Origin of the sequence: Halomonas sp. H2, from assembly GCF_050215315.1 — a bacterium.
Classification (GTDB): domain Bacteria; phylum Pseudomonadota; class Gammaproteobacteria; order Pseudomonadales; family Halomonadaceae; genus Vreelandella.
On the sequence record NZ_CP189760.1, the window covers coordinates 803,117 to 828,752 of the forward strand.

A 25,636-nucleotide genomic window follows, 5' to 3' on the forward strand; every position below is an offset into this window, starting at 1 on the left:
GATAGAGACACAGACCCATGGATGCTGCACTCGATGTGCTGCGCATGATTCGCTTTACCGGCGGCATCTTTCTTGATGCGGAGTTCTCCGCGCCCTGGTGTGTGGTAGCCCAAGTCACTCCGGAGGATTGTCGCCCTTTCACCTCAGTGTCTCAGAGCATTCTTGCTTACCACTATGTCAGCGCCGGGCAGTTGCTGTTGCAGGTAGATCACGGATTGCCGGTGGCCGTATCGGCAGGGCATATCGTATTGCTGCCGCGCAACGACCCGCACCTGCTTGGCAGTGAACTGAGCACCCGTCCCATCAGCGTTGATCATCTACTGCAGCCTACAAATGAAGGGGGGCTGGCGCAGATTGTCTATGGAGGTGGCGGCGAAACCACCCGCCTGTTGTGTGGTTTTCTGCACAGCGAGACGCCCTGTGATGCGCTGATTGGCGTGCTGCCCAAAGTGATGACGCTGGATGTGATGGAGGGCGCGGCCAGAGCCTGGATCGAGAGCTCCTTCCGCTTTGCCGCTTCGGAACTAGCTGTCGGCTCGGTGCGCTCACCGGCGCTGCTCGCAAGGCTCGCTGAATTGCTATTTATCGAGGCTGCACAACTCTATCTCACCCGCTTGCCGCCTGAGCAGCGTGCTTGGGTTGGCGGGTTAGGCGATCCCTTCGTCAGTCGGGCGCTGGCCCAATTGCATGATTCTCCCGAGCATCACTGGACAACGCAAGATCTAGCGCGCCAGGTGGGGCTCTCGCGCTCTGCCTTTGCCGGTCGTTTCACTGATTTGGTAGGTATGCCGCCAATGCGCTATCTAGCTAGGCTGCGTATGCAGGTCGCCGCCCGTCACCTGCGCGAGTCGCTTACCCCTATCGCGCGTATCGCGTTGGAAGCGGGCTACGAGTCCGAGGCTTCCTTTAACAAAGCGTTCAAGCGCGCATTTGGAGCGCCTCCCGCGGCTTGGCGACGAGAACAGCGCGCACTAAACGAACCCGGTAACTGAACTGTATGCTCCAACCTCCAGCCCGGTTCTATTAACCAATTTCCACGAGCTAGGTTATGAGCTAATGGCTTGTTAGGAGCGTGGTCATTGCTACCCTTCGCCTTGTCTAATCAAGCAAGGTAGTCTGTACCTATCAAACCGCTGACATGGATGATCCAGTGCTCAATGCTGGTCGTCAGTGATAAACAAATTGGCCCACTTCAATGAATAAGGCATATATGAAAGTAAACGGCTCGTGGCTCGCATGGGGTGTGTTGGTAATGTTACTGACCTTTTCCAGCCTATGCGCGGCGCAAACTCAAGGAGGAGAGAGCGAAGATAGCCAGTGGTTTTCTGTCGACTCGCTAAATATAGGGCTTGGCGACGCACCTGAAGAGGCAAACCGGGTAACACCACGGGAGTCGATCAGAAGCTTTCTGGTGCTGACCGATCAAGAAGAGTATGAGACCGCTGCTCATATGCTCAACCTTGCCGAATTCTCAGAAAGCGAACAGCGCGAGCAGGGAAGTGAGCTAGCCCGGCAACTGGCGGAGATTTTTCAACGCGGCGAGTGGCTTAGCGTTTCTGATCTGCCAGGCCGAGAAGATGCCTTGATTGAAGGCTCTGTAGGCGAAAACCCTCGCGTCGGTGAGACGCGTCGTAATATCGAAGTGTCATCCTTAAAAGCCGATGGAGAAACTTACGATATTCGGCTGGGCCGTTACCGCGTCGGCGAGGAGGAGCCTGTGTGGCTAATCATGCCGATCAGCGTGTCGTACATTCCAGTGCTTTATGAGCAATACGGCCCCTCGATGCTGGAAAGCTATATCCCTGAGCGTTTCCAGGCGTCATTTGGCATTTTGAGGATTTGGGAGTGGATTGCCATTCCGGTTTTCTTGATCTTCGTTGGGATGGTCGGGTGGGCGGTTCACTGTTTGATTGGTTTGATGTCGAAATGGCTGCCTTCAGGGGTATCAAGCATTTTCGCTAGTCAAATTGGCATGCCCGCAGCGTTGATTACGGTATCGCTTGTCACCCAGATGTTGCTGGATTATGTGGTGTCGTTTTCGGCGGTCGCCACGACCACCTTTCGGGTACTGTTAATCAGCATTTTGGCCTGGGGAGTCGGTACGATTGCGTTGCGCTTGGTGGATACCATCATGCTGCGTTTGACGCGACGTATTGTCGGCGAAATTGATGATACTAAGCCTAGGGATGAGCGCAGGCTGCTGACCTCTCTCTACGCGTTGCGGCGACTTATTATTTTGATCACCGTGACCGGTGTTTCAATCTACATCCTTGGGCAGGTTCAGCTTTTTGAATCGCTGGGCTTATCCATCCTCGCCTCTGCCAGCGTGTTAGCGGTGCTGGTGGGTGTTGCGGGTCAAGCGGTGTTGGGCAATATCCTCTCTTCGTTTCAACTGTCGTTTGCCAAGCCTATTCGTATTGGCGATCTAGTCATTTTTGAAGACCAGTGGTGCTATGTTGAAGGTATCTTTTATACCTTTATCCGGCTCAGAACTTGGGACGAGCGACGTTTAATTGTGCCCGTCACCTACTTCATTTCTAAGCCGTTTGATAACCTGTCGGTCAAGAGTACCAAGATGTATCGGTTCTTGGAGCTGACACTGCATTTGAGTGCAGATATTGGCGTATTGAGAGATAAATTTATCGAGTTCGCTAAACAAGAAGAAAGCGTTATCGAGCATCACAAGCTGCTCTGTTACGTGACCGCTCAAACAGGAACGGTGCAAACTGTCACCTGTTATCTCATGACATCAGACCCGTTAGCGGGTTGGGCGGCAGAGATGAACGTGCGAGAGAAACTGTTGGCGTTTATTCGCGATAACTATCCAGAATGGTGGCCAAGAGACGTTGTTATCATCGGCCATCAAGATGTTGCTCTGGGTCTAAGGCAAGGCAAGCTCTCTGACGGGGCGCAGAGCGCTGAAGGAGGAGCTGAGCCGTCTGTTGAAGATTAAGGGAAAATTAGACTTAAAGTGTGTTTAGGCAACTTTTTTGCTATTATTGATGAAAATACATCACCATAAGGTGCGTTATGCCAGCTCTAGCTCATACAAAGCCCACCCCTGAAGTGGTGCTAGCTAAAGCATTGCTGCGTGCTGCGGAGCAGCTGGGGCTATCACAGTCTGACTTAGCAGAAGTGCTTGGCGTACATCGTACGACTATTACGCAGCTTAAAAAAAACCGGAGGCTCGACCCAAACTCCAAGCAGGGCGAACTCGCCTTGCTGCTCATTCGCTTGGCTCGAGCACTGTTCGCTCTTACCGGTGGTGATCAAAAGTGGATTCAGCATTTTATGTGTACGTCTAACCGTGTCACTGGCGGCATACCAGCGGAACAGGTGAGACGTTTGGAGGGACTGTTTGCTGTTTTAAGATTCGTGGATGGTATGCGGGGTAAGGTGTGAGTGTATGGGAAGCATGTGGCGGTGAAGGTTATATCGAGCCTGTCACCGGCACTCTCTATCGATTAGTAGAAAGCCAAGAGCAAGTGGCCACGCTCAGCTATGTGGATACCCTTGAAGAGCAGGAGCTTCTAGAAGCCATGCTCGAAATCGCTAAGCCGCCTTATCCCCAGCAAGAGCAAGAGCTGCACTACTTACTGAAAACGCCTTTTCGCTATCCGCCACTCAAATGGGGTTCACGTTTTGGCCGAACTTTTGAGCCGAGCATTTTATATGGTGGCAAAAGCATTTTGGCAACATTAGCGGAATCTGCTTTCTACCGGCTGGTTTTCTGGTACTCCATGGAAGGAGAACCTGTCGCCGAGTCACTGCGTTCAGAACACACGCTTTTTTCTGTGGACTATGCCGTTAAACGGGGAGTGAGGTTAAACGCAGGCCCCTTTATTGAGCACCTTGGTGTGTTGAAGCATCCGGTTGATTACGCCCCGTGCCAGCAATTGGGTAGTGCTATGCGAACGGCGAACGTTGAAGCCTTTGAGTACGCCTCCGCAAGAGATATTCAGGGTGGAACGTGCGTAGGCTTGTTTACGCCTGAAGCGCTTGCCCAGCATGAGCCAGCCGATATGCGCCCTTGGCTTTGTGTCACAAGTGCCGCTCAAGTGTCATTTAAGCGTAAAGACTCATCAGGCGTTTACACTTACCATCTGGATGATTTTCTTCACCACGGTGTGTTGCCTTTTCCTGCTTAGTGAACGGCTCTCTGATCTGGGTTTGATAGAAGTGCAGTTTGGGTGAATCCAAAAATAGGGAAGGAGTGGTTGTCTAGATGCCTTTAAATATCGTGCAGCGTTTGCTACCCGGCTGGGGCGTTACTTATGGCCCGCCGGGCGATGGCCCTTTTCCAGCCGTCATGTTGCTGCATGGTTCCGAAGGCGCGTGGGCAGGGTGGAGCCACCGGGACGCAATGCTATTCGCCGCCCATGGCTTCTTGGCATTCCCCTATGGCTACTCAAGCGGCGGTAATGCCTGGAACGCAGGGCATATTATCGATTACCCGCTTGACCGCAGAGTGGAGGCAATGAGGGCGCTTCGGGATTTTCAGTACGTGGGTGAGCGGGTTGGGCTTTACGGACTTTCACGCGGCGCTGAGCATACGTTATTGCTCGGCACACGGATGACCAAAGAGACCTTAGCAGGTGTGCCTGATGCTATTGCTGCCCACAGCCCGCCCGATGTGGTGTGCGGCGCCTTCGATGCGCGTGGTTTTCGCGATGCGGGTGACCCGGGCTGGCAAGCCTGGGATGCCAGTAAACGCGCTTGGACATGGGGTGATAGTCACGAAGGCTTACTGCCAACCACACCGATTGAAATTGACCGCACCCTGGGCCGTTGTTTTTTTGCCCATGGCACACAAGGCCGCATGTGGTCGGTTGAAATGACCAAACGTCTGGAAAAGCGCCTTCGTGAGCACGGCCGCAACCCGGAAGTGCACTATTACGAAGGCGAGGATCATATGCCCAGCAGCTCTGGGCAGAATAAGCACCACGAATTGTTGCTAGATTTCTTTGCCAGGAACTTAATGAAGCATTAAAAACTGACAGATCATAGCGTGTTATAAACAGCTGTCTATTTTTATGTAGCCAGCTGTTTTGTTTTGCTTTTCTATATTTATGGCCTAACGGCGGTAACTTCGACCTCTACCAGCCAGCCGGGATTGACCAGCGCGTCGACGACCATAGCAGAGCGCACTGGCAAATTAGGCTGCTCTTCAGTGCCAAAGAATTGTGTATAGCCGGCCATGAAGCCTTGAAAGTCGACTGTTTCACCCTCTGGCGCTACAAGAAACGCCTGCATTTTGACGATATCCCCTACGCCTAAGCCCAAGCCTTCCAACTGCGCTTTAATACGATTCATCACTGTGACGGTTTGCTCTTCGGTGGTTCCAAAGGCTTCAACACTATTGGCATCGACAGCTTCATTGATGACGCCAGGAACAGTGCCACTGAGGTAAACCGTTGTACTATCGGAAGGGATCTCAACTGCTTGCAGTATAGGGAAGTCTGAATTGGGTATAGGGTGGCGAATAATGTCTTCGGCTAACGCCGAATTTGCATAAGCTGAAAGAAGAGTTAGTCCAATAATAGCGCTTTTAAAACTCATTATGTAATTCCTATTTGATTGGTGCTCATGAAAGCGTTGTGTACTGCTTGTAGATTAGTGAAAAGATCCTAGCGCATAGCTTCAATTTGTTCTGCACTAGCTGGGTTATCGGTGTAATCATTGCCAAAGCTGATGCGGATAAAGTTCACCACTGAGGCAACTTGCTCGTCATCTAGTAAGCTGCCTAGCGGGGGCATGGCTTTATGTCCGTGAATAACAAGGCTGATAGGGTAAGCGGTCGTCATTAAACTGGAATTGTTAGCGAGCGCTGGATATTCCCCAGCCCCTTTGGCGCCTTGCCCATTAGGCATGTGGCAACCGCTACAAACGCCTGCATAGATGGAAGCCCCGTCGGTTTGAGTTAACGTAGAAGGGTCATCAAACCAGGTGCTGGTATCAATAGAGGTCTCCTGGGCAATGGCCGACATGGAGAGAGCGAGTGCTACCATTGATGTGATGAGTGTTTTCATAGCGCGAACTCCTCAAGCCTCAATAATGGTGGTGTGTAGACGTTCGACAGCATCTAGTGCAGAGAGCACAGCCCCTTCCATCCACGCAGGTAGATAGGAAATATGCTCGCCTGCCATTAGCGTTCGACCATCCATTGCAGTGGCATCCTGGTAGTCCGCCTCACGATCTTGCCACAGGCCATAGCAACCGAGCGCCCATGGGACACGATGCCATGCGACTGAAGCGCCCGTTTTGAACTCATCGTAATACTGTGGGTGAATCTGCGAGCCGTATTCCATTACTTTGGCAATACGCTCTTCGGGTGAGAGAGCGTTAAACTGGTAGGAGTAAGCGCCCCAGGGGTAAGCCGCTAAAAGGACACCTGGGCCATCGCTAAACATGTTGTAGGGCGGGTAAGAAATTAGCGTAATGGGCAGGTTGGTATAGCTGATGCCGCCATAGATGTGTTCGTCCTCTTCCCAAAAACGCCTTTTAAACTCGATGCCAGCTTTAAAGGCCGAGGCATAGGGCATCGAATCAATGATCTGGCTCATGCGGGGCGAGAAGTCATGATCGATTTGGCTAAGTACGGAAAACGGAATCGTGCAGATGCAGTAATCGGCCGTTTCAGTCTGTTCATTGCTACCGCTATCGGCAGATACCCATGAAGCCGATACCTGATCACCTTCGTGCCTAATACGCGTCACTTTTGCATTATAGGTAATCAGTTCACCAACCTGCTCTTCAAAACCTTTTGCAATCATGTCCATCCCGCCTGCCGGTTGGAAAATGGTGGACTGCATATGCAAGTTGTCGCCAGCGGTAAGGTTACGCCATAACGTTGAGTTCAAAATATCTGACAGTGAATTGACCTGAGATGGTGCTGGCTTTCCATCTACGCCTCCGCCTTCGGGGTGACTCCAACCACGGAAGGCAGAAGACTCACTGCTCGTTACATAGTCTAAGTTGTCATTTAGTGCGCCATAGCGTTTAAGCGCAGCCACGAGCTTTTCTGCATCTGCTGCACTAACCGCCTCATCTAGTCCGGTTTGGTCAACGACTTTGGCAAGTAACTCTGCGACGTGTCCTCTGAAATCGGTTGCCACTTCCTTAAAGCGTTGAGGTTGGCCATCGAAAGCTTCTGAGTCGTGTAGGTAAGCGTTGTAGTTGACCTGAATAAAGGGCTCAAGCTTCACGCCAAAGCGTTTGCAGTAATCCAGTACGGCGAAGTGGTCCGAGGGGATTCGCCATGGGCCTGGGTTTAGGTAGTTGCCTTCGGCAAAATCGACTTGCTGTGTAAAGCCACCTAGCTCGGTGTAGCTGTCTCCGCCACGTAACGTCCAGCAGCGTCCACCTGCCTTATCGCGATACTCAAGCACTTTGACGTTATAGCCTGCGTTGCGCAGCTCGAAGGCGGCCGTCATACCGGCTAAACCAGCCCCGAGTATTAAAATATTGGTATTGTCGGGTGTTCCCTGCAGGTTTAAGCGTCCCCGCCAATTAGATTGGGAAGCAAAGCCCATTGTGCTCATTGCGGAATACATGGCCGCTGCCCCCGCTACCGCGCCTACCATGCCTAAAAAGGATCTACGTGTTACACCTTCTGGGTTGAATGACATTGCTACCTCTCTATGAAGTCATAGGCAGGTAAATAGAGTCCGTTCAGCAGCGCAATTTCATCCCTTGAGTAGCGGCGAGAGCATTGTTTTAATTTTATGAATCAAGCTGCAGGGCTCTAATTATCTAGCCAAGATACATTACATTTGAGTATATGCATGTAGCGTGCCATATTTTATAACTTGTTGTTTTTAGGGTATAAATAAAATTAAATGAATGTTTTAATAGTCTCGAGCTAAGCTGTGAAGTCCAAATTAGTGCGCGATTCTAGGCTTTAACTCTTTTTTGGTGCGATAGGGGGTGATATTGTCTTATGAGGTGGATATCTGCTTTCGTTTGTTCCTGGATGTCGCTTTATCACCAGAAGTCTTTCTCCATCTAAAAGCCCTTCTAAATAGCTAAAAGGGGAAGGCGGTAATAATCGCTGCTTGAGGTAAGGTTATCGATTTACGAAAACCTAGATACTGTACAGCGAATATTAGTTTTTTGCCGTACAGTATCTTATTGAGATATCGCTTTTTAATGTTTCAGTTCTTCCTTTATCAGCTCTTCAGCCAGCTGTTTAGCCTCCGCAAAGTCTGCTTTTCCTGAGCCTAAGTAGGGAAGCGTTTCCACCGTAAACCAATGCTTCGGAATCATCATGGGCTGTGTGCCGTTGGTGAGCATATCGGCTTTCACACTGTTGACGTCCAGTGGTCTTTCCGATAATAGCGCAATCTGTTCCCCTTTACGGCCATCAGGAATATTGGCTGCCATCAGCACGGCGTCTGGATCATTAAGGGCCATTTTAACCGCCGTTTCAACGGCACTGAGGCTGATCATTTCACCGACGATCTTTGCAAAGCAAGTTTAGCGATCAATCAGGGTTAAAAAACCCTCTTCGTCGATAAAGCCTTTATCTCCTGTGATGTACCAGCGCTGGCCATCAAGCTTTTTAATGGCGGCAGCAGTGCGCTGTGGGTCATTGAGGTAGCCTTGCATGATCTGCGGGCCGCTGATCAATATCGTGCCGACCTCGCCGGTGGGCAGTTCTTCAAAGCTATCAGGATCGACAATTTTGAAGCTGGTGCCGGGTAGTGGCATGCCCACGGTGCCTGGCTTGCTGCCGCGTTGCACCTGCTGGTAGTCAGCGCCCACGGCATCGGGCAGATTGACCGACGCCACCGGCGCGGTTTCAGTGGCACCGTAGCCTGCGTAGATGGGTGTGTTGAATTTTTGCTCAAAGCTGGTGCGTACGCTTTCATCGAACTTCTCTGCCCCAACGACCACCGCCCGCAAGCTTTCCAGCATTGCTGGTTGAACCTTTGGATTATCGACAAACATCTGCAGCGAGCTGGGCATACTAAACAAGATGCTGGCTTTGTGCTTGGCCATAGCACCAGCGATACCAGGGGCATCGTTGGGGTCGTCGTGGCACACCAGCGGCAGCCCTTCAATCAGCGGTAACAGTTGGGTGACCGTGAGGCCAAAAGCCTGAAACAGCGGCAATGAGCCCATCACCACATCGTTGTTCTGAGTGTTGAGCACATCAGAAGTTTGTTTGATATTAGCCATCAGGTTGCGGTGGCTGAGCATCACGCCCTTGGGCTCGCCTTCGCTCCCGTTTGAGAACAGGATGGCAGCGGTGGCGTCGGCATCGTGGCCGCGGCAGAAACTGTGCTGTAACAGCCACGTCGGCAATATGCGCACCGCAAGCCAGGTGCTTAAACGCTCGGCGCGGCCCATAGTGGTCTGCAGGTCTTCTAAAAAGACCACCTGCTTCTCGCCAAGTAATTGGCTAATGTTGAGCCCACGCTGCTCAAGCTTTTTTACAAGGCGCTGTGAGGTAAACACGGTAGTGATTTCCGCCTGGGAAAGGGCAGACGTTAACGCCTTGTAGTCGGCGGCGTCATCGAGATTCACCAGCGTTTTACCCGCCAGCAGCGTTGCCATATTGGCAATAACCCCGGCGCTGCTGGGAGGCAGCAGTAGGCCAACGTTTTGCCCTGGGTTGAGCTTGCGAATACGTTTTGCCATCAGCAAACTATCGGTAAGCGCTTGGCTGGCGTTGAGTGGGCGGCCCAGCGTATCGGCCAGGGCAAGGTCGCTAGGGCGGCGCTTAACGCTTTGAATCCAGGCGTTAGGCAGGGTGGGTAACTCGTCCATGGCCCGCTGCCAGGAACGCGTAGCCTGCTCAAAAATACGCCGCTTGAGAACGTCGGCGGGGGTATCTTTAGGTAGCGGCTTGCCAAACGCCACTACTACCGAGCGGTGCAGCGGCGCATTGCGTAGCTCTTTTAACTTGCTGGAGGAGCGGGAGAACTGGCTACCCCACAGGCCACGCAGATAGAAAGGCACGATTTTTACATCGGGGTTGGCCATCTCACAGGCGCGCTCATAGCCGCGGCGGAATTCACCTAGCTGACCAGTACGGCTGATCGCCCCTTCAGGAAATAGGCATACCACCTCGCCCGCGTTGAGCTGCTGCGCCACATCGGCCAGCGCCTGGTCGGCACCCTTGCCGCGCTCAATGGGAATACAGCCCAGGGCTTTGAAGAACCAGCGTAGGTACCAGCGCTGATAAACCGATCTGATCATTACAAAGCGCACTGGGCGGGGGCTAGCAATTTGTACCATAGCCCAATCCACCCAACTGATATGGTTGCCCAGTAGCAGCACACCGCCCTGGGCGGGCAGGTTTTGCAAGCCATGAACGTCTACGCGGTAGCGGCGAGTCAGTAAGAAGCTCAACAGAAAGCGCACCAGGCTTTGGGGCAGCTTCACAATGGTATAGCCGCCGCCGACCACCGCCACCGTGGCAATGAGTAACAGCAAGTAATGACTATCCACACCCGCTAAGGCGAACAGTGCCGTGAGCAGCAAAAAGCCTAGCATGGCGATGTTTTGAATCCAGTTATTGGCGGCCAGCACGGTGCCTAGCTCGTTGTCGGCGGCGTGAAACTGAATCAGAGCGTTAAGCGGTACGATGAAAAGCCCACCCATGGTGCCGATAAACACAAAGTTCAGCGCTTGGCCAACAGGCGTGGTTAACAGTGGCAGGCACCATAGCCCCACGGCTACACCGACGGCGCCTACAGGGATCAAGCCTGTTTCTATGCGGTTATGTGAAAGCTTGCTGGCCAGCATGGAGCCCAGCGCAATCCCGATGCCGCTAGCCGCCAGAATGCCTTGCAGCACCAGCGTGTTATCGATACTGAGGGCATCTTTGGCATAGGCGGGAAAGGCAGCCAACAGCACTTGGCCGACTGACCAGAAGGTGGCCAGGCCGATAATGGACAGCCTGATCACGGGTTGGCGGGCAACAATGCGTAGATTGTCTTTCAGGGCTGTGCCTTTAATGTAGCGCTGCCAGGTGAGCGGTGTATCCGGTCGCGTGGTGTTATCCAGCTTAAGGCGATAAAGCGTTACTACCTGAATAGCGCTATTGAGCACCAGTAGCCAGCCCAGCGGTGCTACTTGGTTCAACAGCTGCGTTGGGGTTTGATCAGTAGGCGTTATCCAGGTTTCAAACAGTGCGGTAAATGCCACGGTGCCCGCCAGAATGGCACCAATGGTGACTGCCTGGATTAGCCCGTTGGCTTCTGCCAGCCGCGGCTTGCCGAACAGCCCCTTCACCAAGCCGTATTTGGCCGGGGAGTAGAAGGCTGATTGAATGGCCAATAGTAGCGTCATCGCGAACGCCAGCCAAAACCAGCCCTGATAATAGGCAGCAGTAATTACCAGTGAAACCGCCACCGCGATCCAGGAGGATACGCGCAGAATGCGAACCTTGGGGTAGCTATCCGCCACGTGGGCCGCTGGGCTAAACAGTAAAATAAACGGCAGCAGAATTAACCCATTCACCAGCGCGGTGAGTACGACCTGTGTTTCGCCGTCGTAACTTTTGAAGATCGTGTTCTGAATGACGATCTTGTGCCCCAGATCCACAAAGGCATTAAGGAAAATGGCGATCAGATAGGGCAAGGCGCCCTTCAAGTGCAGCAGTCGATGCATGGTTGAGTTGCCTTATAGATGCCTGTCTGGGGGCGTGTCTCGAAAGTGGGCGGCTTCTTGCACTAGCCACTCGATGAAGCGTGCCGCCGCCGGTGGCGTTACGCCTTCACAAGGCAGAATCAGCTCATAGGCGAATGGTGAAGCGAGCGGGTAGTGCTCCGCAAATGGGCGTACCAACACTCCGCTGGCGAGCCGGTCGGTCACCAGTGGGTAGCTGGCCAGTACCACGCCCTGCCCAGCCATCGCCTGATCGAGCGCCAAGCTATACAGCGAGTATTGGCGCTGGTGGGGGATCTTCTTGATTGCCACCCCCGCATTTTTAAACCAGTCGCGCCAGCTCGGGATAGGGTGACCCGCCTGGCTGCACCAGTCCACGGTGAGTAGTGTCTGGGCCAGCAAGTCGGCGGGCTCGTGTATATTTTCCTGCGCTAACAGGGTGGGCGAGCAAACCGGAAAGAGAGTGTCTTCAAACAGACGCTGGCTGGTGACGCCGGGCCAGGGCCCCTGGCCGTAGCGCAGCGATAAGCGTGCCCTGTTGGGCATCCATGATGGCGGTGTTAAACGCGCCTCGGCATCTAGGGAGATTTCGATTTGCCGCTCATTGGCTTCAAAATCGGGTAAGCGTGGGAGTAACCAAAGCTGTAGGAACGAGGGTGGTGCGCTCAGTAGCAAGCGGAAAGCGTCTTCTGAGCGCTCGGTGACGTTCTGCACGCCACTGGCGATGCGCAAAAGACCCGCTTGCACATCTTCAGCAAGCCCCCGGCCAGCTTCGGTTGCGTACACGCCATTGGCATGACGTTCGAATAACACCACGCCCAAGTGATCCTCCAACTGTTTCACCTGTCGGCTAACGGCGCCAGGGGTCACCCCCAAACGATACGCGGCGGCTTTGAAGCTATTTTCACGTGCCGCTTCGGCAAACGCGCGTAGTGCATTTAGCGGTAGCCTTTCCATTCTCATGGCGTGAGTTTTCCTAAGCCTAGGCCCGATAAGTAATCGTTTGTATGCCGTTTCCCTTCCTGCTGAAATGAGCGCCTTAATGTTATAGGAGCTCACAGTGAATAATCAAAGGATAGCCTCAAAATACCATGCCGCCAGCATGCTAGGGCATTCACAGCGAAAGTCTGTGGATGCTACGGCAGCATCGCTAATGCTACTGTTTTGTCTGGTGTTGGGGTTTCAGCAGGTGGCGATCAAGGGGGTGGCTCAGGATATCTCACCTGTGGTGCAGATAGCCCTGCGCTCAACCATCGCCGGTTGCCTGGTCGCGTTGCTTGCCTATTGGCGAGGTATTCGCTGGCAGGATATAGGTTACCACTGGGCTCCGGGGCTACTGGTTGGTCTCGGGTTTGCCGTCGAGTTTGCTTTTGTTGCCTGGGGGTTAACGTACACCTTGGCTTCCCACATGTCGGTCTTTCTCTACACAGCGCCCATCTTCGCGGCGCTTGGACTGCATCTTTGGGTGCCGGGGGAGCAGTTATCAAGCCGCCAGTGGTGGGGCGTTGGTTTGGCGTTTCTAGGTATGGTGATTGCCATGACGCCGAGCGGTGCCTATAGCATCGATATCCTCATCGGAGATGCGCTGGGTTTGCTCGCTGGCCTCTCATGGGCGGCCACCACTGTGGTGATTCGCAAGACCTCACTGTCTGAGGCCCCCGCAGAGCTCACTCTGAGCTATCAACTGAGTGTGACGGCGCTGCTGTTACTGCCGGTGGCGGCTATGTCAGGTCAGCTAATGAGCGCGCAGTTTACTTCCATGGCGGTTGCTAGCCTTGGTTTTCAGACGCTAATTATTTCATTTGCCGCTTTGATGCTGTGGTTCACGCTGCTTCGTCGCTATCGCGCGTCGCAGTTGGGTGTGTTCTCTTTTCTAGGCCCGCTTTTCGGCGTACTTTTTGGTACCCTGCTGCTCAATGAGCCGCTAAGCATTAATTTTCTGCTAGGGGGCGGCGTTATTTTAGTTGGTATTATCCTGGTGACACGCTAAGCGCTTGGCCCCACTCCATAAACGGCATTCACAACCTGCGAAGAAACAGCGATGAACATAACCCCTTTTCAGTCCCTGGCATGCCCACTGGATGGCGAGCCGCTAAGTCGCTTGGGCTGCGCCTGGAGCTGCCCTGACGGGCACAGCTTTGATATTGCCAAGCAGGGCTACGTTAACTTACTGCCGGTGCAGCAAAAGCGCTCCCATGACCCGGGCGATAGTAAGGCTATGGTGGCTGCTCGTCAGCGCTTTCTTGAGACGGGGCACTACCAGCCCATTGCGGATGCCGTCAGTCGTGCCGTATTGAGCCACGCTGATGTTCAGGCGTTAAACAGCCCGGACAGCCTGCCGTTTAGCTGCCTGGATGCGGGCTGCGGTGAAGGTTACTACTTGCGTCAGTTGGCTCACGCGGCGGTTTCTTCACAGTCACTTGCGCTGATGGGGTTGGATATCTCTAAATGGGCGGTGTTGGCTGCGGCAAAGCAGGATGCTAAGCAATCACCGCTAAGCAGTTGGGCGGTGGGCAGTAATGCGCACCTGCCGATACAAGCGGGAACGTTGGATGCCGTGCTGTGTATGTTTGGCTTTCCGATGGTTGGCGAGTTTGCACGCGTGCTGGAACCCGGTGGCATGCTGCTGCAAGTTGAGGCAGGGCCTGATCACCTGCGGGAGCTGCGGGAGATTATCTACCCTACGTTAAAGCCCGAGCGTTCGAGTGAGCCGCAAGTACCAGAAGATTTTACTTACCACAGCAGTGAGAGAGTCACTTACTCGCTAGCGCTCAATGGGGCTGAGAAAATTGCTGATCTGTTGGCGATGACGCCGCATTTATACCGGGCCAGCGCTGAAGGGCGTGCGTCCGCGGCGGCACTTGAGGAATTAGTCACAACAGTGGATGTGCGGATAGTGCAGTGGCTTCGAAGTTAGCCGTTTCCTAAAACAGCATACGTTTGGTGGCCTTCGTACTGGTTCCGTTAGAGAGAGTCCAAACGCAACAAGGCCCGCATAAGCGGGCCTTGTTATCCGAACCCCGAAAGGTTCGAGCAAATTCTAAAGCGCTATGTCTTGAGAGACAGTGTCTTAAAAGACAGTGCCCTAAAAGACCTAGACTTAAGAAATTTGCTTGATGTTTGAAGCCTGAAGGCCTTTCTTACCCTGGGTAACGTCAAAAGAAACGTTAGCGCCTTCTTGCAGGGTTTTGAAGCCGTCTGCTTGAATTTCAGAGAAATGAGCAAATAGGTCATCGCCGCCGTCAGAAGGAGCAATAAAACCGAAGCCTTTAGTATCGTTGAACCACTTAACTGTGCCAGTAGACATAATAAAATCCTTTCGCGCAAAGCGCTTAATAAAGTTCCTGGTATCACCCAGATTAATAGTGGATAAAACAAGGAATACAATTACAGTCTTGCCGAAAGATTTCTTACGTTACTAAATCTTTTTCGTACACTTCTGAAACCATGCTTGCTTGCTAACCAACTGGCACTACAGTGTCATGAATTGTAGCGCGCGTCAACGACTGGCTAGTTTTTTCTTACTGAAGGCCTGCCTCGTTTTATTGCCACCTACGTATCTTGTCTATATTCCTGTGCCACACTGATAGAAGGCCCGTTGAGATATAAGGATTTACAATGGATGACCAGGAGCTGGGATATTTGACCCGTGCCATTGAGCTGGCCGAAGAGGCGCTTAATGCGGGAGACGAGCCCTTTGGCAGTGTGCTGGTGAGTGCTGAAGGCAAGGTGTTGGCAGAAGACCGGAACCGCATTGCCGGTGGCGATGCTACCCAGCACCCCGAGTTTTCCCTGGCGCGCTGGGCAGCGCAGCATATGACGCCAGAGGCGCGTGCCCAGGCCACCGTCTATACTTCAGGCGAGCATTGCCCGATGTGTGCCGCTGCTCATGGCTGGGTGGGGCTGGGGCGTATTGTCTTCGCTAGCTCGTCTGAGCAGTTAAGTCGCTGGCTCGCTGAGTTAGGCGTAGCGCCGTCGCCCGTCGCGACCTTGCCTATTCAACAAGTTGTGCCGGGGCTAGCAGTAGAAGGCCCGGTAGACGAGCTAGATGAGCGCGTTCATACGTTACATAAACGGCGGCATGCCAGCCTTCTTTAAAGCCATAAAAAAACCGCCTAAACGTTAGCCTTAGGCGGCGTACAGATTATATGTATTAACTAATTTCTTAAGCCTTTTTCTCACGACTAGTTTTTATTAACCCTAGTGCTTCAATATCACGTAAAAGGCGTGGATGACGCCCGGAATGAAGCCAAATAAGGTTAGAATAATGTTCAGCCAGAAGTGTCCTTTAAAACCGACCTCGAAAAATACACCGAGTGGTGGAAGGATAACGGCAAAAATCATCTTGATTGGATCAGTCGCGGTAAACGCCATGAAGCCTCCTTTGCTTTCAGTGGGGTAGCTTGTACAAGTGTAGGCACGATCAATCTATTTATCCACGCCTTGGCTAGTTTTCTACGACTAGCCGAGTAGGCAATCGTTCAATTCCGCCATTTATTTTCGCTCTACGCTATTTGGGAGGGACCCCGTGTTCAACGTGCCATTAAAAGTAACCACCACGTCTTTTTGCTTATTAAGCTGCCTTGGTGCAGGCCCAGGCTGGGCTCAAGAGAGTTCGACCGATAGCAGCAGCTTGGCCACGCTGGAAGTAACGGCGCCACGTTTAGCCCGAGAGCTTTACGCCACTCCTGCGGCGATAACCACGCTCGACCGCGAAGCGATCGCTCAAGGGCAGCAGCGCTCGCGGATAGATGAAGCGCTGGTGCGAGTGCCTGGGGTATTCCTGCAAAACCGCGACAACTTTGCCCAAGGGCAGCGAATCTCTATTCGCGGCTTTGGTGCTCGCGCCCCGTTTGGGGTGCGCGGCATTACCGTGATGGTCGATGGTATTCCCTACACGCTGCCGGACGGTCAGGCGCAGTTAGATGCCATTGACCTGGACAGTGCTGAGCGCATTGAAGTGATCCGTGGGCCTTCTTCTGTGTTGTACGGCAACGCGGCGGGTGGGGTGATTGATATCACCACCGCCGATGGACGCGATAATCCTGGCTCAAGCGTGCGCACCGAGGTGGGCAGCGATGGCTACCGTAAAGCGGTCGTGCAAACAGGCGGTGCTCAGGGGGATTGGTCGCACCATGTGAGCTTTTCAGCGCTTAATGTCGATGGCTACCGTGATCAGAGTTCTACAGAAAAGTACCTGCTGAATGCCAAGCTACGCCGCGAGTTAGGCAGTGACCGGGCGTTAACGGCGATTATCAATTTGCTGGACAACCCGCGTTCCGAAGACCCTGGCGCGCTGAACGCGGGTGAAGTGGCCAGTGGCCGTGATCAAGCGGCGCCGAACTCCTTGGCATTGGACGCAGGGCAGAACGTAGATCAGCAGCTGCTGGGCTTACAGTACGAAGATCTGTCCGCAGGCCCTGGCGAGTTCTATTTAAAAGGTTTTATCGCCCAGCGCGATTTTGAGCAACAGCTGCCCTATGTGGGCGATAGCCGCATCGGCTATCAGCGCGATTACCTGGGCGCGAGTGCCGAGTATCACCATGAAATCAGCCTGGGTAGCCTGCCGCTGAGCTATATCGCCGGTGTTGATGTAGCGCGCCAGGACGATGAGCGCTTCCGTAATGATGTTAACCCGCAGGGCGTCGTTGGTGAGCAGCTGGCGGAAGAGACCCAGACGGCGACCTCCGCTGGGGTGTTTGCCCAGGGGGATTTAGCGCTGACAGAGCAGGTAACGCTCTCGCTGGGTGCGCGCTTTGATAGGGTGGAATTAGAGATAGATGATCGCTATCTGGCCGATGAAGGTGGCGATCAAAGTGGCGAGCAAACCTTCAATGAGTGGAGCGGCTCGGCAGGCTTAAGCTATCGTTATCGCCCCCAGCACCAGGTCTATATCAACACCGGTACTGCGTTTGAAACCCCGACCTTCTCCGAGTTTGCCAATCCGGCTGGCGGCGGTTTCAACCCATCGGTATCGCCGCAAAAAGCCTGGAACCGTGAAGTGGGGCTGCGTGGCTATGTTGAGCCGCTGGCGATGGATTACGATTTGGCGCTGTTTTCAGTGCGCGTGCGTGACGAACTCGTGCCGTTTGATGAAGGCGGTCGCACCTTTTATCAAAACGCGGGTGATACCGACCGCGACGGCATCGAACTGGCACTGGGCTGGCAGTTAGCCGATCAGTGGCGGCTGGATAGCGCTCTGACGCTGGCTAGCTATGAGTTCGACCAGTTCACTACGTCCGGCGAGCGTTTTGATGGCAATCGCATCCCTGGCCTGCCGGAGCAAACCTGGGTCAACCAGCTAACTTGGCAGGGCGTGGATGAACGCTTTGCCACCCTGGAAACCCAGTACGTAGGCGATATGGTGGCGGACAACGCCAATGAGACCGTGGTCGATAGCTATTGGCTGGTGAACCTGCGTGTGGGGGATGGCTGGCAGCTGGGAAGCGATACACGGCTAAATGCCTATGTCGGTGTGCGCAATCTCTTAGACGAAGAACACTACGCAAACGTGCGCTTGAACGGCACCTTTGGCCGTTTCTATGAACCTGCTCCTGGGCGCAGCGTTTATGGCGGTTTAGAAGTACGCTTTTAAGTCGCAATGCAAGTAAATAAAAAACGGGCGGCGCTCATTTATTAACACTGAGGCCGCCCGTTTGGTTGCTAGCTTTGCTAACCGGTTACTCCGGTAGCGCGTAGCCAATCACGTAATCGCCCATCTTGGTGCCGAAGGTGCCGTGGCCACCCGCCGTGACGACCACATACTGGCGGCCATCTTGGCCGGTGTAGGTCATCGGCGTGGCCTGGCCACCTGCAGGCAAGCGGGCTTTATACAGTTCCTCGCCAGTGGTGATGTCGTAACCGCGCAAGTATTGATCCAGCGTGCCGCTCAAGAATGACACACCGCCAGCGGTGGTTAACGGGCCGCCTAGTGCAGGGACACCCACGTTCAAGCCAATCGGTAGATCGAACGGCATGCTGTCGCGGGTCGTGCCATTGCGGTGTTTCCACACCACCTCGTTACTTTGCAGGTCGATGCCCGCAACGTCACCCCAGGAGGGCGCTTGGCAGGGCAGGCCGAGCACTGAAAGCAGCGGGCCTAGCTTAACGGCATAGGGCGCTCCTGCATTAATTTGCAGCCCTTGTTCGCTGGCGGAGCCTTGGCCCTCTTCAACTTGTTCGCGGGGTACCAGCGTGGAAACGAAGGCCAGATATTTAGCCCCGGTAAACAGCGCTTGTCGTTCGGGATCCACCGCAACGCCACCCCAGTTCATTACGCCGACATTACCTGGATAAACAATACTGCCTTCCAGCGAAGGTGGCGTGTATTGGCCCTCGTAGCGCAAGGAGTTGAACTGAATGCGGCACATCATTTGGTCAAACGGTGAGGCGCCCCACATATCGCGCTCGGTGAGCGGTGGTGGCAGCAGGTTAAGCGCTGAACGCGGCTGAGTCTCGGCGGTCCAGTCGCCTTCCACGGCGCCTTGCGGAGCAGGCATCTCTTCGATGGGCACAATCGGCTCACCGGTTTCGCGGTTCAAGACGTAAAGACTGCCTTGCTTGGTCGGCTGAATAACCGCGGGCTGGGTACCTTCATTAGTGGCCAAGTCAATCAGCACCGGTTGCGCGGGCGTGTCCATATCCCATAAGTCGTGATGGACAAACTGGTAAGCCCATTCAACCTGGCCATCTGCCAAGTTAAGGGCCACCAAGCCTGCGCTATAGGTTTCATCGTTTTCGCTACGGTTAGCGCCATACTGGTCAGGCGTCGCGTTGCCCATGGGCAGGTAAACCATGCCGAGTTCTTCATCTACGCTAATCGGTGCCCATACGTTAGGCGAGTTACGTGTGTAGGTTTCGCCTTCAGCTAATGGTTCGGTGTCATCGGGGTTGCCGCTATCCCAGTTCCACACCAACTCGCCGGTATGCACGTCAAAGGCGCGAATGACGCCAGAAGGCTCATCAGTGGAGCTGTTGTCGGTAACGTGTCCGCCTAGAATGACCAAGTTTTCAGTTACCGTCGCAGGCGAGGTGGAGTAGTAGCCACCGGGAGAAAACTCGCCAATATTGTTAGTGAGATCAATCTCACCGTTATCGCCAAAGTTGGCGCAGCGCTCGCCGGTGTCCGCATTCAGTGCAATCAAGCGCGCATCTGCGGTGGGCAGGTAGAGTCTGCGTGGGCACATGACGTCAGTGTCACTGAGCATGGGTTGCGTATTGCTCTCGTTATCCACGCCAAATAGCAGTGACAGGAAGGAGGTATCTAGGCTGAAAATGTCATTGTTATCGAAGATGTTAAAAGAGAGCGACGTGTCGCTGCTGGGTGTTGCATTATTGTCAGCCGCATCGCTGTTTGCTTCTGCGTCAGCAGAGTAGTTAGCGGCGTCATAGTGGGCGAGGCCGCGGCAGGTCATATGCGCCCAGCCTGAGAAATCATCCGCTCCCATTGTGCTGATCTCAGGATCGAACGACCACAGGGTTTCGCCCGTTTCTGGAGATAGCGCCATCGCCCGGCTGTGCGACGTACAGATATACAGGCTGCCATTCACTTTTAGCGGGGTATTCTGATTGGTGATTTCGGGCGGCGCATTGGGGCCCGCCTCGTCACCGGTTTGAATGCGCCATACCTCTTCAAGCTCGCCGATATTGTCCGGCGTAATTTGCTCAAGCGAAGAGTAGTGGGTGCCCGCATTGGTGCCGCCATAGGCGGGCCAGTCGTCGTCAGCTACTTGAGCAGAGTTAACGTTGTCGGCGGGCGTCTCGTTATTTGCCAGTGTGCCTTCAATTGTGCCGGGGTCGTTAAACTGGCTGGCAATGGCAACAATCATCGCAGCGGCAATGCTACCGATAAGGGCCACGCTACCGCTGCAAGATCGCAGCGGCTTACGCCACCAGGGCAGTAGCAGTAGGATACCTATCAAGCAAAGAATCGCGACCCGGGGCACTAACTGCCACCAATCAAGCCCAACTTCCCACAGTGCCCATACCAAGGTGGCAAAAAGAGTTAGCGCGTAGAGCCAGAGAGCGGCACCCCGGCGTAGAGCGAATAAAACGCCGCAGGCAATAATGCTGACCCCGGCAAGTAAGTAGTAAGCACTGCCGCCCAGGCTCAGCAGTTTGCCGCCGCCAATGGCCAGCGCCAAGCCAGCGATGAGTAGCAACAGGCCAACGATAATCGCTGGCCACTTGCCGTGATCGCGCGTGTTTTCTTCCATGAGATATCCCCTTATAGCAGCGTACCTACAACGCGCTTTAACCCATCGACAGCGCCGATGGGTTAAAACACACATTTCTAGAGCATGATTTTAATTATCAATTCATCATTGGTCTAACGTTTTGACGATTTTTTCTTAGCTATGTACCCTGACCACAGCGAAAAGCGCACTGCGGTCAGGGTATAAGATGAGGGTGGTGAGAGATGAGTGGAGCACTATAGCTTGATCAGCATTTTGCCAGTATTGCCACCTTCAAAGAGAGCAAGGAAAGCATCAGGCGTGCTCTCTAAGCCTTCTTTGACCGTTTCTTTGTAATCCAATTTGCCTTCTGCTACCTGGGGAGCCACTTCATTCAAAAAGTAGCTGTAGCTTGCCCAGTGGTCAGCAACAATAAAGCCCTGCATTTTGGCTTTGCGCATGATCAGCTGGGCGAGATTGCTAGGGCCGGGAACAGGCTCTTTGTCGTTGTAACCATCGATCATGCCACATACGGCGATGCGCGCGCCTTCATTTAACTGACTTAGCGCCGCTTCCAGGCATACCCCACCGACGTTTTCGAAATAGACATCAATGCCGTTGGGGCTGGCAAGCTTAATGGCGTCGCTTAGCTCGTGAGCGGTATGGTCACGATAGTTCACGGGCTCGATGCCCAGTGATTCCAGCCAGGCGAGCTTATGCGCCGCGCCAGCAATACCCACCACATGGCAGCCCTTCGCTTTAGCCAGTTGTACCGCCAGGGAGCCCACTGCGCCGCTGGCCGCACTGACTAAAACGTTATCACCTGGCTTACATTCAGCGATGATGTTAAGGCCCGTCCAAGCGGTCATGCCGGGCATGCCCAAAACGCCAAGATAGGCCTGCTCGGGAACATCAATGTCGGGTAGCGCCGTGGCACCCTCTGCAGGGGTTTGCGCAATATCGCGCCAGCCACCCATATGGCTGACGATATCACCCACCTTGAGGCGAGAATCGTGCGTTTCAATGACTTCGCCAATCGCGCCGCCTTGCATCGGTTTGCCGAGCTCAAACGGCTCCACATAGGTGCGAATGCCGTTCATCCGGCCGCGCATGTAAGGATCAACGGAAAGCCAGCGGTTGCGGATGCGCACTTCGCCCTCAGCCAGTTCAGGCAGTGTCTGTGTTTCAAGCTTAAAATGGCTGTGATCGGGCAAGCCGTTGGGGTAATCGGTAAGCGTGTAAAATTGCGACTGCATCAGTGCCTCCTGCGAATACGTAGCGATTTGAGCTAAACGGTTTGAGCTCCTTGCAGCATAGAGACCCTTAGCCTGCTGGCAAGTTCGTCAATATAGTCAGGTAGTAGGGCACATCATGTAGTAGGGCACATAAAGAAATAGGGCGATCCATTGCTGGTCGCCCTATCTATTTACTGTTTTGTGTTAATGGTACTTCGTGTGCTGCCGCATTAATTAGGCTAAGGGGTATCACACAACAATCCAGGATGTGTTATCCGTTAATCCAACAGCGTTACCATCACAGGCGCTGTGCCGCGGCGGATCATGCCAAGCTTTGCTGCCGCGCGTTTCGATAAATCAATAATGCGTCCTTGAATGAAGGGACCGCGGTCATTGATCAGCACTTCTACTGCTTGCCCCGTATCCGGGCGTGTCACTAGCACTTTGGTGCCAAACGGCAAGCTCTTGTGGGCGGCTGTTAGTGCCTGCTGGTCAAAGGGCTGACCACTTGCGGTGGTAGCTCCTTGAAAGCGGTCACTATAAAAGGAGGCAACACCTTCCTGTATTTCTATTTCGTGTGCAAATGCACTATTGGCGGCGCTACTAATTACCATTACCGCTGCCAAACAAATCGTTCGGATCAGTCGTGTTTGGGCTCCCATAGGAGTACCTCGGTTTTGCGTGTTACGGATCCCACTCTTCGATAAGGTGCCTGATAGGCTTGTCGATACTACCCTTATCGCAACGAGTCAGCAAGCTTTGAGAAGATCGATGCAAATAGGTTCAATTTCAAGATTTTTTAATCTTTACTTATGTGGCCTTGGGTTTCAGTAACTTATTACGCGGTTTCGGATAATAAGTGCAATTGGTAAGAGGGCGGCCAGCTGGTAGAGTCGGCGCTCCTCCCGACCAAGAGAAAAGCACTGATGAGCTACAACCAGCTGACCGAAAACGAACGATACCAGATTTACATTCTAAAAAAAGCAGGCCACAGCCAATTGGCGATAGCGGAGAAAATGGAGCGGAGTCCGTCCACGATCAGCCGGGAGCTTCGCCGTAACAGAGGGCTTCGAGGTTATCGGCCTGGGCAGGCACAGAAGCTGTCGAGCGCTAGGAGGCATGATGCCTACAAGGCACGGAAGGTGACGGACGAGGTGCGAGGTGAGATAGAAACCTTGCTTCGTCAGGAGCTGAGTCCGCAGCAGGTTGCCGATTACCTGAGAAGGCACACAGGCGTATGTCTGCACCACGAGACGATTTACCAGTTGATTTACGCAGACAAGGCCAACGGTGGCGATTTGTATAGGCATCTTCGGGTAGCGTCAAAGCCCTATCGCAAGCGCTATGGCAGCTATGATCGGCGAGGGAAGATCAAGAACAGAGTGAGTATTGATGAGCGCCCTGCGGTCGTTGACCGGCGTAGCCGAATTGGTGACTGGGAAGGCGATACGATCATCGGCAAGGGTCGCAAGGGCGTTCTGCTGACGATGGTTGAGCGTAAGACGCTGTATACGGTCATTGTTCGCCTGACGGGCAAAAGAGCCGACCTGCTGGCGGCTGCAGCGATTGAGCATTTGGCGTCGCTCAAAGCCAGAATCAAAACCATCACCTTGGATAATGGTCTTGAATTTTCTGGGCACGAGGATATAGCGAAAGGTCTGGAGGCGGATATTTATTTTGCCCACCCTTATGCATCATGGGAACGAGGGATCAATGAGAATACCAACGGCCTTATCCGCCAGTACTTCCCCAAGGGAACAGACTTAAGCAAGGTGACGGATGAGCAGGTTCAGTTTGTTATGGATCGACTGAACAGCAGACCCAGAGCGACCAGAGGTGGACGATCACCGAATGAGTTATTTATAGGGCGGCGAGACGATTTACTCGCCGCGTAATGAAATTGCAGTTATTACTTGAAACCAAGTTAGACAAGGTATGAAATGAATAAAGAAAGAGTTTTATGCAAAGCAGCGTTTTTCATGAAACGCTCACTTTAATTGAGTAAGCGCCTTATAATCATGAGTGCTTATCTAAGTAATGATTGTCATTTCTACTCAACAAGGAGCCGTTCATGGCTAGATCTTCTGCGTTTACGTTTGTATTGGTGGCGGTTGGTGGCGGCGTCGTTGGTTTTCTCGCCGCTCAAGTGATTCCCTTGCCGGGGCAAGCCGTCGAGGAGGCGCCTGCTGAAAGCGCTGAGACAACTGATCAACCCTCTGTTGCCGAGGCTATTGTGGGGCTTGAAAAGCTCACCCTTGATGAGCGCCTGCGTGGCGAAATTACCTCGGCCAGCGAATTGAACGGTAATAATGGTAGCCGCTTCATGCGCTATGCAATCGCACTGGAAGAGGATGAGATTGTTGAGATTTCTCTCAAGGGGGCTTTGCAGGGCGTTGTGGCGCTTTATGATGACCAGTTACAGCTACTCGATAATGCCTCCGTCGTGCGCCACCGTATTGAGGAGAGCGGTGACTATGTGGTGGTGGTTAGCGGTGCCGATTCCCATAGCTATGGCCCGTTTACCGTTAACAGCCACACCGTTGAGCTAACGGATGCCGACACAGTGGCAGTGGGTGAGCCAATCGATAGCTGGCTACAAGGGGGTGCCCGGGAAATCACCTTGAACATCGAAGAGGCGGGCCTTTACCAGCTGGAAATGCGTTCTGATGACTTCGATGCTTACTTAGAGGTTGACGGGCCGAATGGGTACGCTCGTGAAGACGATGACAGCGCCGGTGATTTAGATGCGCGCATTGCCGATTTCCTAGAGCCCGGTGAGTATACGCTGACGGCTCGCAGTACCTACGGAGATGGCAATGGCGTTTATACGCTTTCAGTAGAGCCTCACGAGTTACTGGGTGATGGCGAACTTCGCAATGATGGAGCGCTGATGCCCGATGACTCTCTCAACGGTTGGTACAGTGGTCAGGAGCTTAGCTACCAAGTAGAAGTAGAAGACGCGGGTATGTACCAAATTGAGATGCGCTCCAGCGACATCGATGCCTACCTGGTGCTTGAGGGGCCTAATGGTTACTACCGAGAAGATGATGATAGTGCCGGTAATCTGGATGCCAGTATTGCTGATTTCCTTGCTCCCGGTGAGTATCAGTTAACGGCACGTACTGCCTATGACGAAAGCAGCGGCATGTTTACGCTCTCCATGGAGACGCGTGACATGCCCGATGTTGATTTGCGTAATGAAGGCACGCTCACTTCTGGTGAAGCGCTTCACGGTTGGTATAGCGGTGAGCCGCTGACGTATCAGTTGGAAGTAGCAGAGAGCTCGTTAGTAACGTTGGAAATGCGCTCTGCCGATTTTGATACCTTTATCGAAATTAGTGGTCAAGGCTTTTTCGCCGGCGATGATGACGGTGCGGGCGGTACCGACTCACGGCTTCAAGAGCAGTTGCTGCCCGGCACTTACACGGTAAGCGCACGCGGGTTTAGCGCTACCGGTAGCGGCTTATTTGAACTAAGCCTCGACATGGAGCCGACGGACATTCCCCCAGAGCTTTAATTGTTAGCGTTAATCGATAATACCCAGCGCCCCTGTTGCTTATCGTGATAGGGGCGTTGGTTTATTGGTCGATGGTGATGAGTAAATGGTGAGGC

General features: G+C 53.5%; 20 protein-coding genes and 1 pseudogene. 11 read left to right on the forward strand and 10 right to left on the reverse strand.

Annotated elements, in window-relative coordinates; genetic code table 11:
• The first annotated feature begins 17 nt into the window (after positions 1 to 17).
• The 5 genes from ACQE2I_RS03705 to ACQE2I_RS03725 all read left to right on the forward strand — a co-directional run bounded on the left by ACQE2I_RS03705 (position 18) and on the right by ACQE2I_RS03725 (position 4,990).
• Entirely contained in the window at positions 18 to 992 is a 975-nt protein-coding gene (locus tag ACQE2I_RS03705) for an AraC family transcriptional regulator (protein ID WP_427030147.1), read from the forward strand.
• Between the two features lie 218 nt (positions 993 to 1,210).
• Entirely contained in the window at positions 1,211 to 2,953 is a 1,743-nt protein-coding gene (locus ACQE2I_RS03710) for a mechanosensitive ion channel family protein (protein WP_427030148.1), read from the forward strand.
• 77 nt (positions 2,954 to 3,030) lie between these two features.
• A complete protein-coding gene (locus tag ACQE2I_RS03715; protein WP_427030150.1) occupies positions 3,031 to 3,402 on the forward strand; it encodes an antitoxin Xre-like helix-turn-helix domain-containing protein in 372 nt (123 codons plus the stop codon).
• Complete coding sequence (locus tag ACQE2I_RS03720; protein ID WP_427030151.1) at positions 3,399 to 4,148, forward strand: RES family NAD+ phosphorylase; 750 nt, start codon at positions 3,399 to 3,401, stop codon at positions 4,146 to 4,148. Before ACQE2I_RS03715 ends, ACQE2I_RS03720 begins: the two co-directional genes overlap by 4 nt.
• Before the next feature lie 77 nt (positions 4,149 to 4,225).
• Positions 4,226 to 4,990 (forward strand): alpha/beta hydrolase family protein, encoded by a 765-nt coding sequence (locus ACQE2I_RS03725; RefSeq protein WP_427030152.1) that lies wholly within the window; start codon positions 4,226 to 4,228, stop codon positions 4,988 to 4,990.
• 77 nt (positions 4,991 to 5,067) lie between these two features.
• On the opposite strand, the gene ACQE2I_RS03730 is transcribed toward ACQE2I_RS03725, so the two are convergent.
• From ACQE2I_RS03730 to ACQE2I_RS03750, 5 genes and pseudogenes are all read right to left on the reverse strand, one after another.
• Positions 5,068 to 5,559, reverse strand: coding sequence for a RidA family protein (locus ACQE2I_RS03730; RefSeq protein ID WP_427030154.1), 492 nt, complete (start codon positions 5,557 to 5,559; stop codon positions 5,068 to 5,070).
• Positions 5,560 to 5,627: 68 nt separating this feature from the next.
• Positions 5,628 to 6,029, reverse strand: a complete 402-nt coding sequence (locus ACQE2I_RS03735; RefSeq protein WP_427030155.1) for a c-type cytochrome — start codon at positions 6,027 to 6,029, stop codon at positions 5,628 to 5,630.
• A gap of 12 nt (positions 6,030 to 6,041) precedes the next feature.
• The gene (locus ACQE2I_RS03740; protein ID WP_427030156.1) at positions 6,042 to 7,628 is read right to left on the reverse strand and encodes a flavin monoamine oxidase family protein; all 1,587 of its coding nucleotides are present in this window, start codon (positions 7,626 to 7,628) and stop codon (positions 6,042 to 6,044) included.
• 517 nt (positions 7,629 to 8,145) lie between these two features.
• Positions 8,146 to 11,619: pseudogene (locus ACQE2I_RS03745) on the reverse strand (acyl-[ACP]--phospholipid O-acyltransferase).
• 12 nt (positions 11,620 to 11,631) lie between these two features.
• Entirely contained in the window at positions 11,632 to 12,579 is a 948-nt protein-coding gene (locus ACQE2I_RS03750) for a LysR substrate-binding domain-containing protein (RefSeq protein WP_427030157.1), read from the reverse strand.
• A gap of 97 nt (positions 12,580 to 12,676) precedes the next feature.
• Here ACQE2I_RS03750 and ACQE2I_RS03755 point away from each other — a divergent pair, with 97 nt between their 5' ends.
• Positions 12,677 to 13,606: a DMT family transporter gene (locus ACQE2I_RS03755; RefSeq protein ID WP_427030158.1), complete on the forward strand. Its 930-nt coding sequence runs from the start codon at positions 12,677 to 12,679 to the stop codon at positions 13,604 to 13,606.
• 51 nt (positions 13,607 to 13,657) lie between these two features.
• A complete protein-coding gene (locus ACQE2I_RS03760) occupies positions 13,658 to 14,533 on the forward strand; it encodes a putative RNA methyltransferase (protein ID WP_427030159.1) in 876 nt (291 codons plus the stop codon).
• Positions 14,534 to 14,716: 183 nt separating this feature from the next.
• Here ACQE2I_RS03760 and ACQE2I_RS03765 read toward each other — a convergent pair whose 3' ends face one another.
• A complete protein-coding gene (locus tag ACQE2I_RS03765; RefSeq protein ID WP_007111402.1) occupies positions 14,717 to 14,923 on the reverse strand; it encodes a cold-shock protein in 207 nt (68 codons plus the stop codon).
• 311 nt (positions 14,924 to 15,234) lie between these two features.
• On the opposite strand from ACQE2I_RS03765, the gene ACQE2I_RS03770 reads away from it, so the two are divergent.
• Positions 15,235 to 15,714 carry a nucleoside deaminase gene (locus ACQE2I_RS03770; protein ID WP_427030160.1) on the forward strand — a complete coding sequence of 160 codons (480 nt, stop codon included), beginning with the start codon at positions 15,235 to 15,237 and terminating at the stop codon, positions 15,712 to 15,714.
• Positions 15,715 to 15,816: 102 nt separating this feature from the next.
• Here the strand turns inward: ACQE2I_RS03770 and ACQE2I_RS03775 are convergent, their stop codons facing one another.
• On the reverse strand, positions 15,817 to 15,990 hold the full coding sequence (locus ACQE2I_RS03775; RefSeq protein WP_427030161.1) for a YqaE/Pmp3 family membrane protein: 174 nt from the start codon (positions 15,988 to 15,990) through the stop codon (positions 15,817 to 15,819).
• 154 nt (positions 15,991 to 16,144) lie between these two features.
• Here ACQE2I_RS03775 and ACQE2I_RS03780 point away from each other — a divergent pair, with 154 nt between their 5' ends.
• Positions 16,145 to 18,211 carry a TonB-dependent receptor family protein gene (locus ACQE2I_RS03780; RefSeq protein WP_427030162.1) on the forward strand — a complete coding sequence of 689 codons (2,067 nt, stop codon included), beginning with the start codon at positions 16,145 to 16,147 and terminating at the stop codon, positions 18,209 to 18,211.
• An 85-nt stretch (positions 18,212 to 18,296) separates the two neighbouring features.
• On the opposite strand, the gene ACQE2I_RS03785 is transcribed toward ACQE2I_RS03780, so the two are convergent.
• The 3 genes from ACQE2I_RS03785 to ACQE2I_RS03795 all read right to left on the reverse strand — a co-directional run bounded on the left by ACQE2I_RS03785 (position 18,297) and on the right by ACQE2I_RS03795 (position 22,686).
• Positions 18,297 to 20,831, reverse strand: a complete 2,535-nt coding sequence (locus tag ACQE2I_RS03785) for a glucose/quinate/shikimate family membrane-bound PQQ-dependent dehydrogenase (RefSeq protein WP_427030163.1) — start codon at positions 20,829 to 20,831, stop codon at positions 18,297 to 18,299.
• Positions 20,832 to 21,046: 215 nt separating this feature from the next.
• A complete protein-coding gene (locus ACQE2I_RS03790; protein ID WP_427030164.1) occupies positions 21,047 to 22,045 on the reverse strand; it encodes an NADP-dependent oxidoreductase in 999 nt (332 codons plus the stop codon).
• Between the two features lie 257 nt (positions 22,046 to 22,302).
• A complete protein-coding gene (locus tag ACQE2I_RS03795) occupies positions 22,303 to 22,686 on the reverse strand; it encodes a septal ring lytic transglycosylase RlpA family protein (protein ID WP_427030165.1) in 384 nt (127 codons plus the stop codon).
• A 264-nt stretch (positions 22,687 to 22,950) separates the two neighbouring features.
• Here ACQE2I_RS03795 and ACQE2I_RS03800 point away from each other — a divergent pair, with 264 nt between their 5' ends.
• Positions 22,951 to 23,919: an IS30 family transposase gene (locus ACQE2I_RS03800; RefSeq protein WP_032608318.1), complete on the forward strand. Its 969-nt coding sequence runs from the start codon at positions 22,951 to 22,953 to the stop codon at positions 23,917 to 23,919.
• Positions 23,920 to 24,095: 176 nt separating this feature from the next.
• Complete coding sequence (locus tag ACQE2I_RS03805) at positions 24,096 to 25,541, forward strand: hypothetical protein (RefSeq protein ID WP_427030166.1); 1,446 nt, start codon at positions 24,096 to 24,098, stop codon at positions 25,539 to 25,541.
• The last annotated feature ends 95 nt before the right edge of the window (positions 25,542 to 25,636 follow it).